The following is a 17,004-nucleotide window of genomic DNA, read 5'->3' as shown; positions in this document are numbered from 1 at the left end:
AAACGCATTATTTAACCATAAGAAAAACCGAGCGAATAAACGCTCGGTTTTTTATTGGACTTTAGTTGCTTGTTCTTTACAAGTAGGACACGTACCGTATATCTCCATTCGGTGAGAGCTAACATCATATCCGGTCAAGTGAGAGGCAAGATGCTCTACTTCATCTAATCCTGGATAATGGAAGTCAACTATTTTACCACAAGAGTTACAAATCATATGGTAGTGATCATTTGTGATAAAATCAAAACGACTTGAATTATCACCATATGTTAATTCCTTTACTAGGCCAGCTTCTCTAAACACACGTAAGTTATTATAGACTGTGGCTACGCTCATGCTAGGAAATTTACTTTCAAGCGCTTTATATATATCGTCCGCAGTGGGATGGGACATAGATTGAATAATAAATTCCAGAATCGCATGGCGTTGAGGCGTTATACGTACACCGGTTGATTTCAATGTATCTAAAGCGTCTCTTAAATGTACTTCCGTCATCGCTATGCACCTCTCTTTATAATCATTATTAAATGATAAGTTTATAATTATTATAAAGAGGAACTGTCCTTAATGTCAAATTTTTCGACTATTAACATAGCATTATACATTTTTAGTAGCCTCGTGTAGCATCTATTACATTCTCAATATCATTCTCTTGTTTTAGAAACGCCACTAAATTTCTAGAGAAAATTTCAAGCGCTCTCACTACGTATTGTGAGGAATGACTAGAAATGTGTGGGGAAACAATCACATTTGGCATACGCCAAAAAGGATGGTCACTTCCTAACGGTTCCTGCTCGAACACATCTAACACTGCGTAAGCAATGCATTTGTTTTCTAGTGCCTTTAATAGGTCCAGTTCTTTCACTAGATCTCCGCGTCCGTAATTCATAAAAATAGCACTCTCTTTCATAGACTGAAAATGCTCATATGTTAGCAACCCTCTTGTTTCCTCCGTACTTGGCAGAATAGATACTACTATATCTGCTTGAGGTAGCACTTCTTTTATAGATCCAAAAGATATCATCTCGTCCATGTATGAAGAAGTATTTCCACTTCGATTACAACCGATTGTCCTAACCCCAAAGGCCTGCAATAATCTTCCCACTTCTCCACCTATTGCTCCTGGCCCTAATATTAAGGCAGTCGAGCCAAAAAGCTCAGAGGAAGGAACCCTTTTCGACCAAATTGCGTTGCGCTGATTCTCTGAGACGACCTGTAACGATTTCTTTATAGAAAGCAGATGAGCTAAGATGGACTCGGCCATTGGTGTTTTATGAATCCCTCTAACATTTGTTAGCAATATGTCGCGAGCTGCTATTTCTTGTAAAGGCATTTTTTCTAATCCTGCTGAGGCGACCATAATCCACTTCAGCTCTTTTGCACTATTTATATGGAAGGCTTTAAGGTCTTCTCCATATGTGACAACAACATCGGCAGTTTCTAACTCATTTTCATTTAATCCTTTTTGAAAGATAAAATCTATTTGTGGAAACTGATTGGTCAACCTTAATTGCTGCTCTTCCTTTGGTAAAAAAGAGAAAAGTACTTTCATCAATCATTCACCATCTTTGAGTAAGGATTTTAATGTATGTAACACTTCTTCTACATGATCTTTTACTTTAACCTTTCTCCATTCCTTCACAACAGTTCCGGTTGGATCTATTAAAAAGGTTGTTCGTTCAATACCCATATATTCTTTTCCGAAGTTTTTCTTCAATTTCCAAACACCGTAAGCCTCAGAAATTTCATGAGTATCATCTATTAATAAAGAAAACGGCAGTCCATACTTCTCTATAAACTTAGTGTGCGCCTTCTCATCATCTGCACTTACTCCCAGAATAACTGCATTTAAATCCGAAAAATCAGCATTTGCGTCCCTGAATTCACAAGCCTCTGTAGTACATCCAGGTGTAGAGTCTTTAGGGTAAAAATACAGAACAACATACTGTTTTCCAGCAAAGTCATCCAGTGATATTATTTCACCCTTCTCATTTTTTAATGAAAACTTGGGAGCAACCATTCCTTCTAATTTTTCCATCAATATCCCTCCTCGATTAATTAGTTATATCGTAACTAACTTTATAAGTATGTTCAATTTCTTTAGCCTTTTTCCTCTTTTTTGTCTAAAATATAAAAATACCCAACTATTACTAGAAGTTTTAGGATAGACAAGTTATAATTTTCATCTTACATACATTCATAATGGAGGTAAAACATTGAAACATACACAATCTGAACAAATTCAAGTACAAGCATTAGAACATATAGTTGGTGGGGTAAATAGTCCTTCACGTTCCTATAAAGCCGTTGGTGGCGGAGCACCAGTTGTCATGGAAAGAGCGGAAGGTGCATACTTCTATGATGTGGACGGCAATAAATATATCGATTACCTAGCAGCTTATGGCCCTATTATTACTGGGCATGCCCACCCACACATAACTGAAGCTATTACAAAAGCAGCACAAACGGGTCTATTATATGGTACCCCTACAAAGCATGAAGTGGTTTTTGCTAAAATGCTAAAAGATGCAATCCCTTCTATGGATAAAGTTCGCTTTGTAAATTCAGGTACGGAAGCAGTGATGACTACTATACGTGTGGCTCGTGCATATACCGGAAGAACAAAGGTAATGAAATTTGCAGGCTGTTATCACGGGCACTCTGATTTAGTGTTAGTAGCTGCAGGTTCAGGTCCTGCTACTCTTGGAACTCCAGATTCTGCAGGCGTACCACAATCTATAGCAAAAGAGGTTATCACGATTCCGTTCAATGATCCTCAAGCCTACAAGGATGCGATGGAAAAATGGGGAGAAGAACTTGCCTGTATATTAGTTGAACCAATCGTAGGAAACTTTGGAATGGTGGAGCCTAATGAGGGGTTTTTATCTTTAGTTCATGAAATCGCTAAAGCTAAAGGAGCTCTTGTTATTTATGACGAGGTAATTACTGCTTTCCGATTCCACTATGGAGCGGCATCTACTTTGCTTGGTCACACACCAGACTTAACCGCATTAGGAAAAATTATTGGTGGAGGTCTTCCCATCGGGGCATATGGCGGCAAAAAAGAAATTATGGAGCAGGTGGCACCACTTGGACCTGCTTATCAGGCTGGAACGATGGCAGGAAATCCGGCGTCCATGCAAGCAGGCATCGCTTGTTTAGAAGTGCTTCAAGCTCCCGGTTTATACGAAGAACTAGATAGACTAGGTGCACTGTTAGAGGCAGGAATTTTGAATGCTGCTAAGGAAAATAATATTACGATTACAATTAATCGCATAAAAGGTGCACTTTCTGTTTATTTTACCGATGTTAAAGTAGAAAACTACGAGCAAGCAGAGGCTAGTGATGGTGAAATGTTCGCTAAATTCTTTAAGCTTATGCTTGAACAAGGCATTAACTTGGCTCCATCTAAGTATGAAGCTTGGTTTATTACTACCGCTCATACAGAACATGATATAGTAGAGACAATTAAAGCGGTCAATAATGCTTTTGCCCAATTAAATAATTCAATGAAATAACCGTTAACGAAGGGATAGGATGGAATGAAATTAGGAGCACGTATATTTAAGACTGGAGTCGCTATAGTATTTGCCTTATTTATAGCTGAATTACTTCAGCTTCCTAATCCTGTCTTTGCAGGAATAGCCGCTATTTTTGCACTTCAACCATCTATCTATAGATCTTACTTAACTGTAATTGAACAAATACAGTCTAATCTAATTGGAGCAGCCATCGCCGTCTTGTTTGCATTAGTATTTGGTAACCATATTATTGCCGTTGGATTCGCAGCAATTGTGGCTATTTCTATCATGCTAAAGTTTAAATTAGAAAAAACGGTTTCCTTAGCATTAGTAACTGTAATAGCTATTATGGAGATACAAAGTGACGAATTTTTAACCTTTGCGTTAATTCGTTTTTGCACGATTCTTGTTGGAGTGATTTCTGCCTTTGTCGTAAACCTTGTATTTATCCCACCGAAGTTTGAGACAAAGCTTTTTAACTCCATTCATTATACACAGGATGAAATAATTAGATGGATTAGGATTGCCTCTAGAAATGCTGGTGATCATCAGTCTACCAAACAAGCTATTAATCAACTGAAGGATAGGCTGGAACGTATTGACCAAATATACTCCTTTTTTAAAGAGGAAAGAGTTTATACAAAAAAAGCTACCCATTCAAAGGGTAGAAAAGCCGTCGTTTACCGCGAGCTTATCGAAATCTCACATAATAGCCTAGAAGTATTAAATAGATTACACCTCCATGAAAATGAACTAAATAATCTTCCTGAGCATTTTAGAATGATGATCACAGAAAGACTTGACCTGCTTTTAACTTATCATGAACAGCTTCACCTCAAGTTTATCGGTAAGCTCAAAACAGACCATACTGAGTTGCATGGTCCCGATGCATTTATCCAGAGGCAAGAGGTTATGAATATTTTTGTTCAGCAGATTGCGATAACACAAATAGATGAGGAATTTTCTACCTATCACCTTCTCCATCTAGTATCCTCTATATTAAAGTATGAGGAACAGCTAGAGCATGTTGATAGGCTGATTACCTCGTACCAAAATTTCCATAGTAATGAATTAACTGTACAAATTGAAGAGACTTACTAAATTTATTTATTAACACTCACAAAAAAAAATGAAACCCTGAGCATTTACATAATGTAAATGCTCAGGGTTTCAATCAGTAATAGGCTCTGTTGCAGATTTCCCTTTCATACTTCAGGTATACTCGCCATGTTCGTCAAAAAAGTGAAATCGCCTAAACGATTTCACTTTTTTATTTATGGAGCTTTGTTTCTATCTTAATTTTTCATCCTAGGATCCAGTGCATCTCGAAGCCCATCACCCATCAGGTTAAAGCCTAAAACTGTTAGCATGATTGCAAGTCCTGGGAAAATCATTGTCCATGGAGCAGTTCTTAGGTGATTTCGAGCATCCGCCAGCATTTTACCCCATTCTGGAGTTGGAGCCTGGGCCCCCAATCCAAGAAAGCCTAGTGCAGCAGCTTCTATAATAGCCGATGCAATGGCCAATGTTCCTGCTACGATTACAGGTGCCATAGAGTTCGGTAAGATGTGCGAAAAAAGGATACGAACATCCTTCATACCAATTGCCTTGGCGGAGGTTATGTATTCCTCTTCTTTTATACTCAACACTTTCGATCTTATCAAACGCCCGAAGTTAGGGATGTTAATAATTGCTATCGCAATTAAAGCATTTTGCAGAGATGGTCCTAGCACAGACACGACTGCAATTGCTAATAGAATACTTGGAAAAGCAAGAAGAATATCAAATAGGCGAGATATAATCATATCCACCCATTTTCCATAATAGCCTGCTACAATCCCCAATACACTCCCTATAATGACAGAACCAATTACAGAAAAAAATCCTACCCATAAAGAAATTCTTGCCCCATGGACGATTCGTGAAAAAATATCTCTACCAAAATCATCTGTGCCAAACCAAAATTGGCTCGACGGGGGTAAGAGTCGCTTATCTGAAATAGATTGTTCATCAATGCCCTGCGGGACTAGATAAGGTCCTATTAACGCTACTAATATAAAGAAAAATACGATAAAAGTGCCAACAAGCGCCACTTTATTTTTACGGAAACCTCTCCACGCTTCTTTCCAAGGACCAGCTGATATGTCCTTTTCGGTAGCCAATAAGTTATCCGGTGCTTTTGGAACCATTTGGGTCATCATCATCTCTCCTTTTAGTCATACTTGATGCGTGGATCAATTAATCCGTATAAAATATCAACGAATAAATTAATCATAACGAATATAAACGCAACTACTAATATTCCAGATTGTATAACTGGATAGTCACGATACTGAATAGCATCATAAATGTATCGACCAATTCCTGGCCATCCAAAGATAGTTTCAGTTAAAATAGCTCCTCCTAAAAGTAAGCCCATTTGAAGCCCTACTACTGTTAAAACTGGAATGATAGCATTCTTCAATGAATGCTTATATACTACCCAAAACATTTTTTGTCCTTTAGCTTTTGCTGTCCGCACGTAATCTGCTCTCATAACTTCAAGCATACTAGATCTTGTCATACGAGCAATAATAGCCATTGGAATTGTCGCCAAAGCAATGCTAGGTAATATTAAATGTTTAAGCACGTCACCAAGCTGATCAAAACGACCATTAATAATGGTATCAATCAAATATAAATTTGTAACCGCTGTAACTGGATCTCTTGCATCATCTCTTCCACCTGGTGGAAGCCACTGTAATTCTACAGAAAAAATCCATTGCTCCATCAGTCCTAACCAAAAGATTGGCATGGACACTCCTATCAAAGCTACTACCATCGCTAAATAATCGAACCATGAGTTTTGAAACCATGCAGATATAATCCCTGCATTTACTCCGATAACAACAGCTATTAGGATAGCGAAGAATGCTAGCTCAAACGTAGCAGCAAGGTACGGCCATATTTCCGTAGCCACTGGTTTGACAGTTCGCATCGACTCACCAAGATCTCCTTGAAGTAATCCAAATAAGTAATCAAAATATTGCACGTACCAAGGATTATCTAAGCCTAGGCTTGCTCTTAGTGACTCAATTGCCTCCTTAGAAGCTAATTGTCCTAAAATAACCTGTGCTGGATCACCAGGAATTGCACGTATAATCATAAAAACTAAAAAAGTCATACCAAGCAATACCGGTATAAGCTGTAACAGCCTCTTTCCAATATAGTGAAGCATGTTTCTTCACCCTCTTTATTCTAAAATATGAAATACCTCACCTTTTAAAAGAGGAGGGAATCAATAAGACCCCCTCCACTCTATTCCTTACTTAAAGTCAACGTTTCCTAGTTTGTCTGAACCTGTTGGATGTGGTGTAAATCCAGTCAATTCTGCTTTACCAGCAAGTAATGGTGTTGAGTGAGCAAGTGGAACCCACGGTGCATCTTCAAATATTATTTCTTGTGCTTGTTTGTATAATTCAATACGTTTGTTTTCATCTACTTCTGATTGTGCTTGGATAAGAATCTCATGTAATGGGTCGCTACTATAGTACGTATAGTTATTGCTTCCGATATTATCTTGGTCTAGTAAAACATAAAGGAAGTTATCTGCATCTCCATTATCACCAGTCCACCCAAGTAAGAAAGCATCTGCTTCTCCTAAACGAGCTTTTTCTAAATAAGTAGCCCACTCATAAGAAACGATTTTAGCATTGATGCCTACTTTTTCTAAATTATTTTTAATTGCTTCTGCAACTTTAGCTCCATCTGGCATATATGGTCTTGGAACTGGCATTGCCCATAGCTCCATTTCAAAGCCATCCGCCAATCCTGCTTCTGCTAAAAGTTCCTTTGCTTTTTCTGGATTATATTCGTAGCCAGTAATATCATCATTGTACCCACTAATAGATGACGGGATAGGATTTTTAGCTACCTCTGCTCCGCCTTCAAAGAAAGCATCAACAATTGCTTGCTTATCAATTGCATAGTTCATCGCTTGACGTACTTTTACGTTGTCAAACGGTGGTCTAGTAGTCGTTAATCCTAAGTAACCAACATTCATAGAAGGACGCTCATACAATTGAAGAGCAGACTCACCTTCTACTGTAGAACGATCAGACGGGTTCACACCATCAGCTAAGTCAATAGTTCCTGATAATAGTTCATTAAGGCGACCTGCGTTATCTGGTATCGCTTTGAATACTACTTTATCAAGCTTAGGCATACCATCAACCCAGTAATCTTCATATTTTTCGATTGTAATAGTAGCATTACGTTTCCACTCTACGAATTTGAATGGACCAGTCCCTACTGGATTGTCACCGAATGCTTTTTCATCTTTTTCAAATGCAGTTGGACTTGCAATACCAAATGGACTCATCGCAATATTTTTTAAGAAAGGTGCTTGAGGGCGCTTAAGCTTAAACACTACTTTGTAATCACCGTCAGCTGTAACAGATTCAATTACGTGTCCTTCATCCTCAGCATAACCGCCGAACATAGATCCGTAGTAATAGAATTTTTCCTCTGAACCATTAGCCCAGCGTTCAAAATTTTTCACGACTGCCTCAGCATTAAAGTCTGTTCCGTCATGGAATTTAATTCCTTCTTCTAAAGTAAATGTATACGTTAATCCGTCATCAGACGGTTCCCACTCTTTAGCGAGTCCTGGCTGAATTGTAGTATCTTCCTCGCCAAAGTTTAATAGTGTCTCGAAAAGGTTTTGTGTTACCTTGAAAGATTCACCATCTGTAACTGTAGCTGGATCTAGAGATACGGAGTCTCCTCCACGACCAAATACTAACGTTTTATTCTCTGATGATGACGATTCTCCTTTTTTATCTCCATCAGATTCATCACTTGAACAAGCAACGATTGTAAATGCAGCAAGTATCATTAAAAACATAAATGATAACAATTTCTTTTTTCTCACATGGACCCCTCCAAAAATTATATTATCAATGCTGTACTGCCTCGTTATATAGATGGCAGGCAACAAAATGACTGTTCTTAACTTCCTCAAGCTTCGGTTTAACGGTTGTACAAACATCCATTTTAAAAGGACAACGTGTATGGAATGTACAACCTGTAGGCGGATTAGAAGGGCTTGGGATATCCCCCTCTAATATAATTTGCTCCCTTTGAAATTGTGGATCAGGTACTGGTACGGCAGACAAAAGTGCTTTTGTATAGGGATGTAACGGCTCCGCATATAAACTCTCACTAGGTGCTAGCTCAACCATTCTACCTAAATACATAACCCCTACTCGATCGCTGATGTGGCGAACTACCCCAAGGTCATGAGCGATAAATATATAGGTTAGCTTCAATTCCTTTTGCAAATCCTGCATTAGATTTAAAACTTGAGCTTGAATAGATACATCAAGTGCCGAAACTGGTTCATCCGCTATAATCAGCTTTGGATTAGTCATAAGTGCTCTCGCAATACCAATACGCTGCCTTTGCCCACCGCTGAACTGGTGAGGATATCGTTTAGCGTGATAGCTGCTCAATCCTACAATTTCTAAAAAGTCATGAACCTTTTGTTTGCGACTTTTTGGATCTCCAATTTGGTGAACAATCAATGGCTCCATTAAAATTTTCTCAACCGTATGACGAGGATTTAATGATGCATAAGGATCCTGAAATACCATTTGAATATCTCTTCTAACCTTACGCATAGCTGAGTCAGAGATTGATGTTAATTCTTTTCCTTCAAAGGTCACTTTACCTTCTGTAGGTTCTAGCAATCTCATAAGCATTCTTCCTGTAGTAGATTTACCACAGCCGGATTCTCCAACAATTCCTAGAGTTTCTCCTTCATTTACAAAGAAGGATATATCATCTACAGCTTTAACATAGCCTACCTTTTTGGACAAAACACCAGAACGGATTGGAAAGTATTTTTTAAGCCCGTCAACTTTTAACAGTGGCTCTGTCATAATCTGTTACCTCCTTTGGATCATATAAGAAACATCTTGTTTTATGTCCCTCCGATGTTTCATACAGAGGAGGATTTTCCTGAACACAGCGTTCGAAAGCAAATTCACATCTGGCTGCAAATCGACAGCCCGTTGTTATAGTTCCTGGCTTCGGAACATTGCCGGGGATGGAGTATAATCGTTGCTTTTTATATCTCATATCAGGAACTGATGCGAGCAGTCCTTTTGTATATGGGTGTTGTGGATCTTTAAAGATTGTTTCCACAAGTCCCTCTTCGACTACTTTCCCAGCATACATGACTACAACTCGTTCGCATGTCTCTGCTACTACTCCAAGATCATGAGTGATTAAGAGCACTGCTGTGTTTAACCTCTTATTCAAATCTCTCATTAACTTTAGAATTTGAGCTTGAATGGTTACATCCAATGCAGTGGTTGGCTCATCAGCTATCAATACTTCTGGATCACATACAAGAGCCATCGCAATCATGACTCTTTGACGCATCCCCCCGGAGAGCTGGTGTGGGTAATCCTTCATAAGTGCTTCTGCTCTGGGAAGTCCAACAAGTTTTAACATGTCAATGGCTCTGTCTTTTACCTGCTTCTTACTCCAATCCTTCTTATGTAGGGTTATTGCTTCTATCAGCTGATTACCTATTGTAAATAATGGATTTAAAGAGGTCATTGGCTCCTGAAAGATCATAGCAATCTCATTTCCTCTTATTTTTCTCATTTCTTTTTCAGAGAAGGTTGTTAAATCCTTACCTTTAAATAGGATTTCGCCATTGGTGATTTTTCCCGGTGGACTAGGAACTAGCCCCATGATAGATAGAGAGGTAACACTTTTACCACAACCCGATTCGCCAACGATGCCTAAGATTTCCCCTTCTCTAACATGGAAATCTACATAATCGACAGATGGAATGACACCATCATCTGTAAAAAAGGAAGTTTGAAGCCCTTTTACTTCTAGCACTTTTTTTCCTTGTTCCATGATAACTCTCCTTTTTTACGAGATTATTTAAAATTTTCTTTATATTTGTTCATATTGATATTTTACACATACATACTTTTTATGCAATAGTTTTTATATTTTTTGAAACATTTGTCATATTTAAACTTTTCGTAAAATAGGTAAATAAAAACACCCCATAAGAACAGATTCGCCTTATAGGGTGTGTATGTTAGTCCACAGTATCTAGTTGTTGTATTTGAAATAAATTATAATATACACCTTTACTCTTCATAAGTTCAGAATGAGAACCTTCTTCTGCCAGTTCTCCATTTTCTATTACGCATATTTTATCTGCATGCGTTATAGTAGAAAGTCTATGCGCTACGATAATAGTTGTTCGATTTTGAGCCAAGCGTTCCAAGGAATCTTGAATTAATGATTCGCTTTCTAAATCTAATGCTGAAGTTGCTTCATCTAGAACTAATATTGTAGGATTTTTCAAAAATACACGTGCTATCGCCACACGTTGCTTTTGACCTCCAGAGAGTTTAACTCCCCGCTCCCCAACCTTTGTTTCGTACCCTTCAGGTAGCTCCATAATGAAATCGTGTGCGTTGGCAGCTTTTGCAGCCTCTATTACTTCTTCATCACTCGCTCCTGGTTTACCCATTAAAATGTTCGATTTCACAGAGTCACTAAACAAAATATTATCTTGAAGGACAATTCCTATTTGTTGTCTCAGTGATTCAATCGTTACATCACGAACATCCTTGCCGTCAATTTTCACACTGCCCTTTGATACATCATAAAATCGAGGAATCAAACTAATAATAGTGGATTTACCTCCACCGCTCATCCCAACAAACGCAACTGTTTCCCCGCTATTAACTTGGAGATTTATATTGTTAAGTATAGTTTGACCATCTTTTTCATATTGGAAGGAGACGTTTGAAAAAGTGACTTCCCCATAAGTATTTCCTAACTGTTTAGCATCAGGCTTGTCGATTATGTCGTATTTTTCATCCATCAATTCAAATACTCTGTCCATAGACGCAAAAGATTGCGTTAATGTCGTGGATGAATTAACTAATCGTCTTAAAGGGCTGTATAATCGCTCTATATAGGCGATGAAAGCAGCCATTGTTCCTACTGACAGCCTTCCGTGAATTGCCTCGTAACCTGCATATGCAATTACTAAAAGGGGAGCTATATCCGTAATTGTATTAACTACCGCAAAAGCTTTTGCATTCCAAATTGTTTGATCTACGGCCTTGTCCAAAAATTCTCCGTTAGTCTCATTAAATAGCTTTTGTTCATGCTTTTCCAGTGTAAAGGTTTTAATAATACTCATCCCCTGTACACGTTCATGAAGATAGCTTTGTACTCCTGCTAATGCTTGCGATCTCTTTCTAGTTAAGTCTCGAAGCTTTCCGAAAAAGTACTTTACACTGAATGCGTAGAATGGGAATGCAATTAAAGTTACAAGTGTAAGTTTTACATTCATCGTAAGCATTATTCCAATAGCTATAAGAATTGTGGCTAAGTCTAGCCAAACATTCATCAAGCCAATCATGACAAAATTCTTCGTTTGCTCCACGTCATTGATGACACGAGAAATGACCTCTCCGGCTCGCGTGTTTGAATAATATTTTAAGCTTAGCTTTTGAAGATGTATGTATAGCTTTTGACGGATATCATACAAAATTTTATTACTGACTAATTGTGCTAAATATTGTCGATAATACTCAATTGGTGGTCGAACGATTAAAAACACTAATGCAGTTCCACCTAACCAATAAACAAGTTGTTGAATTTTTTCATCTGTTGCCATATCCCCACCGATAATATCATCTACGACAATTTTAATCAGAATAGGTATAAACAATGGAATTGCGAATTTAATAACCCCTATAATAATCGTCAAAAAGATTTGCCAATTATAGGGCTTTACGAATTCCATATATCTCTTCATGGTGCTCATAAAATTACTTCCTTTCTTAAAACGGAAGAACCTGTTGCAAATTCAACAGGTTCTCCTACTAATCGTTCAGCTGTTTATAAAAATGATAACGACTTGTCCAAGCCTCGATAAAGTCCGGGGCAAATGGACCTCTTCTTTGTTTAATCCAAGAAATAAGTTTTTCTATATTTCGATCAAGAATAGAATCCATTTCATCTGGATAATTCATTTCCCTTTTGTGCTGTTCGTATTCATCTTCATCCAAAATTGTGTAGGTCATGTCTGGGAAAACCTTCACATCTAGATCATAATCAATATATTTCAAAATTTTATTGTTATAGACAAATGGCGAACTAATATTAATGTAATAATATACACCGTCTTCTCGTAGCATACAAATAATGTTAAACCAATGTTCAGCATGAAAGTAACAGATGGACGGTTCTCTAGTAATCCATGTTCTTCCATCTGATTCGATTACAAGAGTTCGTTCGTTCGCTCCTATTACAATATTCTTGGTCCCCTTTAAAACCATCGTTTCCTGCCAGACACGGTGGATACGGCCATTATGCTTGTAGCTGTGAATTTGAATAATTTCTCCTTCTGTTGGAATCGCCATGATTTAGCCACCTTTTCATCAAGCGCAAAATTGAATATTATACTTATTTTCATATTATAGCAATCCATAGGAAAAAACTGTAGTAAAAAAATCAGCGAGAGCAAAATGCCCTCGCTGATTTTTGGTGAATCCATGTTATTTTGATGGGTTATAAGAACTTTTTGAAAACTTCCCGCTTGCTTGTTGTTTTTTCATTTCAGCTTGACGGTTTTGCTCTTTAACTTGTCGAATTACAGTTTCTGAAGCAAATTCTTGACTTCTGTTTGATGATTGACTGTTATTCTTTTTCATGGATTTCACCTCCGTACAAAATATATCTTGTGCACTTTCGGAGATAATATTCATAAAAAATAAATTTGTGTGTTTTGGTTAATTTGAAATCATTTGTTGAAGCACAGACAAGGATAATTTGGGGCAAATACAATGTTAAAGATGAATGTTTGACATTAATTAAGAAAAAATTAAACTAAATAAAAATACGGAAATCCCAAATAATATCGAGGTTGCCGTATTTGTTTAGTTTTTATTATCATTTCTTTATGAGTTAATTTCATAAATAGAGCTTTATGTATTAAATAAATATGTTCACCATTTATTGATTGAAGCGACAGACGGCGACTCCTGTGGGATGAGTGAGACAGTTAAGACATCACAACCACGCGCGTAAGCGATGGGTGATGGCTTAACGCTCACCCCACGAAAAAGCGTCCGGCTGGCGTGGAAATCAATTCTACATTCTGACTTAGAGATTTATTTGGTAGCATAAATCAACCCTAGTCTTTAACATGCCTTCTTTAAAAAAGAAATTTTTCTATATGAAAACTACATTTTAATCGAACGGCCGCCATCTACAATGATAGTTTGTCCTCGGATCATGCTGGCATCATCTGAAAGCAGGAACATAGCTGTTTTTACCATATCCTCAATTTCAACCATTCGTCCTGCCGGAGTATTTACGCGTGCATCCTCTAATAATTGTTCTCGGTTTGGGAAATGCTTTAAAGCATCAGTATCTAATGCTCCACCAGAAACAGTATTAACGGCAATCCCTTTTTCTGCTAGCTCTACCGCCAAATATCTTGTAATGGATTCAATAGCAGCTTTAGAAACTCCTACTGTCGTATAGTTTTCCAAATATCGAATAGACCCTAACGAACTGATGCCTAATATCTTCCCGCCACTCGGCATTAGCTTTGCAGCTTCCTGTGCTCCAAAAAGCATTGCTTTTGCGTTAATGTTCATCGTCCAGTCCCAATGAGACTCCTCTAGCTCCATGATTGGTCTAAGAACACCGGATGCAGCATTACTGACAAAAATATCTAAACGACCGAACTCTTCTTTTATCGTTTGAAACATTGCTCGAAGCTTTTCTACATCACCAACATTTGCACGAACAAGTAAAGCTTTTTGCCCTAATGCCTCTATTTCTGAAACCGTTTCTAATGCAGCCGTTTTACTGCGAGCATAGTTCACTACAATATCATAACCACTTTTCGCAAGCTCAATGGCAATTGCTTTTCCTAGTCCTCTGCTACTGCCTGTTACTAATGCTACTGGATTTGTCATGTGATGTTCTTCCTTTCCTTCCACGCATTCCATATTTTTAATACTGGAATAGGCATAGGTTGATTGTTCACTTCTTCTATAGAATACCACTGGCCATTTAAGGATAATTTTTTTTCATTTATAAGCTCTGCTTCAAAACTTTCAACTTCCCATACAAGATGTGAAAAAATATGCTTAAAAGAAAGTATTTCATTTCCTTTTTGAATTTCTATTCCATAGTCCAACTCCACTACTTCTTCCACAGTGTGAGTCGCTGTTGGCAGCTCAACCATCGGGAATTGCCACATATTAGCAAGTAAACCTTTAGAAGGACGCTTCTCTAAAAGAATCTTTCCGTCATCTCGTTGGATCACTACTGCCTTCATTTTATGTAATTTTGTCTTTTTGTTAATCGTTTTTACCGGAAGCTCTTCTTGAACTCCTTCATAAAATGCTGAACAAAATTCTCTTACTGGACAAAGTAAACATTTCGGCTTTTTTGGAGTGCATATAATAGCACCAAGTTCCATTAAACCTTGGTTAAAGGCAGAAGGATTTTCCTCATACATCAAGTTCATCACAGCATCTTCAAATATCTTTTTCGTCTTTGGTTTAGCAATATCCTCTTTTATCAGTAAAATCCGAGATAATACTCTCATTACATTTCCGTCTACCGCATGCTCAGGAACACCGTATGCGATACTGAGCACTGCTCCAGCAGTGTAGGGTCCAACACCTTTTAGCTTAGATATTTCCTTTCGGTTATTGGGTACGATGCTATTATATTCTTCTACAACTTCCTTCACTCCTGCTTGGAGGTTTCGCGCTCTAGAATAATAGCCCAAGCCTTCCCACTCTTTTAGTAATTCTCCCTCATCGGCTTCTGCAAGGGATTCAAGAGAGGGATATTTAGAAATAAATCTCTCATAATAAGGGATAACTGTATCAACCTTTGTTTGCTGAAGCATGACTTCAGAAACCCAAATTTTATAGGGATCCGTGGTTTTTCTCCAGGGTAAATCACGTTTTTCTTCTAAAAACCAGGAAACTAATGCCTCGCTCATTTGCTTATTGTATAATTCGTTCACAGTTAGAATCCTTTCTTGCGATTATTGTATGAGATAATAGGGTATAACACTAATAATTGCTTTGTTAATTTATATACTTTATCTTATGATTAAGATAACTTGTTTCCTTAAAAGGAGCTGGTCACACATGGATACAGGCACACATATAGTCATGGGTATTGCACTTGGTGGTTTGGCAATGGCAGATCCTGTTGTTACAAGTAGTTCTTTGACTACTACAGCGGTTATTGCAGGAACTATCATTGGTTCCCAAGCCCCTGATATAGATACTGTTCTAAAATTAAAGAATAATGCCATTTACATACGTCATCATCGTGGTATAACCCACTCTATTCCTGCCGTAATATTATGGCCGTTACTTATATCTGGAGTATTGTGGCTGATTATTCCAGAGGTGAATTGGCTTCATCTTTGGCTTTGGACATTTTTAGCAGTATTTCTTCATGTTTTCGTGGATATATTTAATTCCTATGGTACCCAAGCATTACGACCCTTCTCTAAAAAATGGGTTGCACTAGGTGTCATTAATACATTTGATCCGATTATCTTTGGCTTTCATGTATTAGGATTATTATTATGGATGTTTGGCTTTAACCCAGTACCTACATTCCTAACAATGTACGCTATTATCGCTATTTATTATATGCTACGCTTTGCAGTCCAAAGTGCAGTTAAAAATAGCGTGAGAAAAACAATTCCGGATACCACAGAAATTATTGTGGCTCCAACTATTAAGTTCTTTCAATGGAGGATTGCCGCAAGCTCCGAGACGCATCATTACGTTGGCAGAGCATACGGGCGTTCCATAACGATATACGACAAGTTTGAACGAGAGGAAATTCCAGACTCTCCTTTAGTAAAAGCTGCATTAAAGGATACAAACCTAAGTGCCTTTACTTCGTTCTCCCCTATTTACAGATGGGAAATAACACAATTCGATCATATCCATGAGGTTCGGTTAATCGATCTGCGTTACAGAAGTAATGATTACTATCCTTTTGTAGCAGTTGTACATTTGGATGAAGACCTTAATATCATCAACTCTTACACTGGTTGGATTTTCAGCGAAGATAAGCTAAGAAAGAAATTAGACTTTTTACCACATTAAACAGAGACGCTAGGAATTTAAATTCCTAGCGTTTAGTCTGTTTCTAATAAATGCTTGTACTTTTCGTTAGTACCCGCAAACTCGTGTAATTGTTCACCATATCCATCTATCCACTTTTTAATAACCATCTCAGTTACTGCAGCACCTTTATATTCATAGCCTGCACGTGCATAAGATGATTCAAAGTCAGACCAAAGTAATTCAATCCATGCTCTTGCCTTTTCAAAGGAAAGCTTGTCGTTTTTTTCAAGTAATAACTCTGTTAGTTCTAATATTTTAGTTTCCAT

Annotated in this window: 17 protein-coding genes; 3 read left to right on the top strand and 14 right to left on the bottom strand. The window is 37.7% G+C overall.

The genetic code is table 11. The features are described from left to right. Window positions 1-51: 51 nt before the first annotated feature. The 3 genes from perR to bcp all read right to left on the bottom strand — a co-directional run bounded on the left by perR (window position 52) and on the right by bcp (window position 2,038). Complete coding sequence (gene perR, locus MKX96_RS04620) at window positions 52-495, bottom strand: peroxide-responsive transcriptional repressor PerR (protein WP_169360749.1); 444 nt, start codon at window positions 493-495, stop codon at window positions 52-54. Between the two features lie 112 nt (window positions 496-607). Beyond that, the gene (locus MKX96_RS04615) at window positions 608-1,552 is read right to left on the bottom strand and encodes a D-2-hydroxyacid dehydrogenase (RefSeq protein ID WP_340885870.1); all 945 of its coding nucleotides are present in this window, start codon (window positions 1,550-1,552) and stop codon (window positions 608-610) included. A gap of 3 nt (window positions 1,553-1,555) precedes the next feature. Then, the gene (gene bcp / locus MKX96_RS04610; protein WP_340882358.1) at window positions 1,556-2,038 is read right to left on the bottom strand and encodes a thioredoxin-dependent thiol peroxidase; all 483 of its coding nucleotides are present in this window, start codon (window positions 2,036-2,038) and stop codon (window positions 1,556-1,558) included. Window positions 2,039-2,216: 178 nt separating this feature from the next. On the opposite strand from bcp, the gene MKX96_RS04605 reads away from it, so the two are divergent. Both MKX96_RS04605 and MKX96_RS04600 read left to right on the top strand, forming a co-directional pair. Then, on the top strand, window positions 2,217-3,518 hold the full coding sequence (locus MKX96_RS04605) for a glutamate-1-semialdehyde 2,1-aminomutase (RefSeq protein WP_340882357.1): 1,302 nt from the start codon (window positions 2,217-2,219) through the stop codon (window positions 3,516-3,518). Between the two features lie 24 nt (window positions 3,519-3,542). Then, a complete protein-coding gene (locus tag MKX96_RS04600; protein ID WP_340882355.1) occupies window positions 3,543-4,622 on the top strand; it encodes an FUSC family protein in 1,080 nt (359 codons plus the stop codon). A gap of 194 nt (window positions 4,623-4,816) precedes the next feature. On the opposite strand, the gene MKX96_RS04595 is transcribed toward MKX96_RS04600, so the two are convergent. From MKX96_RS04595 to mutY, 10 genes are all read right to left on the bottom strand, one after another. After that, complete coding sequence (locus MKX96_RS04595; RefSeq protein ID WP_340885867.1) at window positions 4,817-5,710, bottom strand: ABC transporter permease; 894 nt, start codon at window positions 5,708-5,710, stop codon at window positions 4,817-4,819. Between the two features lie 23 nt (window positions 5,711-5,733). Then, entirely contained in the window at window positions 5,734-6,738 is a 1,005-nt protein-coding gene (locus MKX96_RS04590) for an ABC transporter permease (RefSeq protein WP_340882353.1), read from the bottom strand. An 87-nt stretch (window positions 6,739-6,825) separates the two neighbouring features. Then, complete coding sequence (locus MKX96_RS04585; RefSeq protein WP_340882351.1) at window positions 6,826-8,433, bottom strand: ABC transporter substrate-binding protein; 1,608 nt, start codon at window positions 8,431-8,433, stop codon at window positions 6,826-6,828. A 25-nt stretch (window positions 8,434-8,458) separates the two neighbouring features. Continuing rightward, window positions 8,459-9,442: an ABC transporter ATP-binding protein gene (locus MKX96_RS04580; protein WP_340882349.1), complete on the bottom strand. Its 984-nt coding sequence runs from the start codon at window positions 9,440-9,442 to the stop codon at window positions 8,459-8,461. Next, entirely contained in the window at window positions 9,417-10,436 is a 1,020-nt protein-coding gene (locus tag MKX96_RS04575) for an ABC transporter ATP-binding protein (protein ID WP_340882347.1), read from the bottom strand. Before MKX96_RS04575 ends, MKX96_RS04580 begins: the two co-directional genes overlap by 26 nt. 190 nt (window positions 10,437-10,626) lie before the next feature. Next, a complete protein-coding gene (locus MKX96_RS04570) occupies window positions 10,627-12,378 on the bottom strand; it encodes an ABC transporter ATP-binding protein (RefSeq protein WP_340882344.1) in 1,752 nt (583 codons plus the stop codon). Between the two features lie 58 nt (window positions 12,379-12,436). After that, window positions 12,437-12,976 (bottom strand): nucleoside tri-diphosphate phosphatase, encoded by a 540-nt coding sequence (ntdP, locus tag MKX96_RS04565; protein ID WP_340882342.1) that lies wholly within the window; start codon window positions 12,974-12,976, stop codon window positions 12,437-12,439. Window positions 12,977-13,111: 135 nt separating this feature from the next. Beyond that, window positions 13,112-13,321, bottom strand: coding sequence for a gamma-type small acid-soluble spore protein (locus tag MKX96_RS04560; RefSeq protein ID WP_169360761.1), 210 nt, complete (start codon window positions 13,319-13,321; stop codon window positions 13,112-13,114). A gap of 477 nt (window positions 13,322-13,798) precedes the next feature. Then, window positions 13,799-14,542 (bottom strand): enoyl-[acyl-carrier-protein] reductase FabL, encoded by a 744-nt coding sequence (gene fabL, locus MKX96_RS04555; RefSeq protein ID WP_169360762.1) that lies wholly within the window; start codon window positions 14,540-14,542, stop codon window positions 13,799-13,801. Further along, the gene (gene mutY, locus MKX96_RS04550) at window positions 14,539-15,609 is read right to left on the bottom strand and encodes an A/G-specific adenine glycosylase (RefSeq protein WP_445678178.1); all 1,071 of its coding nucleotides are present in this window, start codon (window positions 15,607-15,609) and stop codon (window positions 14,539-14,541) included. Before mutY ends, fabL begins: the two co-directional genes overlap by 4 nt. Before the next feature lie 127 nt (window positions 15,610-15,736). Between mutY and MKX96_RS04545 the strand changes: the two genes are divergently transcribed. Next, complete coding sequence (locus tag MKX96_RS04545) at window positions 15,737-16,717, top strand: metal-dependent hydrolase (RefSeq protein WP_340882338.1); 981 nt, start codon at window positions 15,737-15,739, stop codon at window positions 16,715-16,717. A gap of 32 nt (window positions 16,718-16,749) precedes the next feature. Here the strand turns inward: MKX96_RS04545 and MKX96_RS04540 are convergent, their stop codons facing one another. Then, window positions 16,750-17,004, bottom strand: coding sequence for a YfhJ family protein (locus MKX96_RS04540; protein WP_340882335.1), 255 nt, complete (start codon window positions 17,002-17,004; stop codon window positions 16,750-16,752).

This window comes from Psychrobacillus sp. FSL W7-1493 (assembly GCF_038004905.1).
GTDB lineage: Bacteria > Bacillota > Bacilli > Bacillales_A > Planococcaceae > Psychrobacillus.
Note: the sequence above shows the minus strand (reverse complement) of the source record. Positions and strands in the feature narration are given on the sequence as shown.